Genomic DNA, 1518 nt, shown 5'->3' with positions numbered 1-1518 from the left:
AACAGAAGGCCGAGGACGTGGGGGAACTACATGGCGGCGGCCTTGCGGATGTCATCCAGGAAGTCGTCGACGTGTTCCGGGGTGGTGTCGAAGGCGGTCATCCAACGGACGATGCCCGCCGTCTCGTCCCAGTGGTGGAACAAGTAGCGGCGCTGAAGAGTCTCCGCGACGGCGGGCGGGATGGTGGCGAAGACCGCGTTGGACTCTACCGGCTCAGCCAGGGAAACACCGTGGACGTCGGCGATGCCGTCCGCCAACCGCATGGCCATGTTGTTGGCATGGGCGGCGTTCTGAAGCCAGAGGTCGTCCGTCAGGAGAGCGGAGAGCTGTGCCGAGATGAAGCGCATCTTCGAGGCGAGCTGAAGCGACTGCCGCCGGAGGAAGGGGACTGCCTCGGTAAGAGAAGGATCGAGGACTACCACGGCTTCGGCGGCCAGGGCGCCGTTCTTGGTGCCACCGAAACTGAACACGTCGACGCCGGCGTCCGTGGTGATGGCCTTCAGATCGCATCCGAGGAAGGCGGCGGCGTTGGCGAGTCTGGCGCCGTCCAGGTGGAGGCGCAGCCCGGCCGCGTGCGCCGCTTCGGCCAGGGCGCCGATCTCGTCGGGGGAGTAGCAGGTGCCGAGCTCAGTGGCTTGGGAGATGGAGACGACTGCCGGCTGGGATTCATTGGGGTTCCCGATCCCGCCCAAGCTTGATCGGATGTCGTCCGGGCGGAGCTTGCCGTGTTCGGTGGGGGCCGTCATCAATTTCACGCCGAGCAGGCGTTCCGCCGCGCCTGCTTCGTGGGTGGCGATGTGAGCGCTGTCGGGGCAGATGATGGCGTCATAGCGGCGGCCTAGCATGAGGGCCAGACCGACCATGTTCGCACCCGCTCCGTTGAGCACCGCGAACCCTTCCGCGCCCGCGCCGAACACCTCCCTGACTTTTTCCTCGAATGCGGAGGTCCAACTGTCGCCACCGTAGGCGGGGGCGTCGCCGTGGTTCGCCGCCGCGATGGCTTCAAGGATGGTCGGGTGCACGCCTGCGTGATTGTCACTGGCGAAACTCTTGGGGTACGTCGAATCGATCAGCACACCGTAAGGCTACTTTTGCCCACGTCGTGTCTTGCCATCAGCATGGGGTCCGAGCGCCGTCGCCGACACCGCGGAGAGGTACCAGTCCCTCCAGTTGCATGTGGGCTCCGACCGACCAGTTGCTGGAGCCGGGGGGAAGCGCCGGCGGAGCAGGGTGGCTCGGGAGCGGGTCGCCAAGCAGGCGCGGATCGAGCCCAGGCCGCCCGCGACAGGTGGATTGGCAGAGCCGCCGGGCGGGCCGAGGAGCGAATCACCCGCCACAGGTGGGCGATCAGGAGAGGACCCAGAGCGGTGTGGCGATCGGCGGGGCCTCCAGGGAGTGCAGGAGATCCCGCGCGCCGACTCCGCACGTGCAGTGGGACGGGTTTCCGGCCAGGTAGGCGCGGCGGCGGTCGGGCACATGAACGATCGTGGCGTGAGGCGGTGGGGAGGTATGGGACCT

At 67.3% G+C, this 1518-nt stretch carries 1 protein-coding gene; it reads right to left on the bottom strand.

The annotated features are described in order from the left end of the window. Positions 1-26: 26 nt before the first annotated feature. Entirely contained in the window at positions 27-1076 is a 1050-nt protein-coding gene (locus tag ITP53_RS55265) for a threonine aldolase family protein (RefSeq protein WP_195903475.1), read from the bottom strand. Between the last annotated feature and the right edge of the window lie 442 nt (positions 1077-1518).

The organism is Nonomuraea cypriaca (assembly GCF_015645445.1).
GTDB classification, from domain to species: Bacteria; Actinomycetota; Actinomycetes; order Streptosporangiales; family Streptosporangiaceae; genus Nonomuraea; species Nonomuraea cypriaca.
The sequence above is the reverse complement of the archived record's forward strand: the minus strand, read 5'-3'. Positions and strand labels throughout refer to the sequence as shown.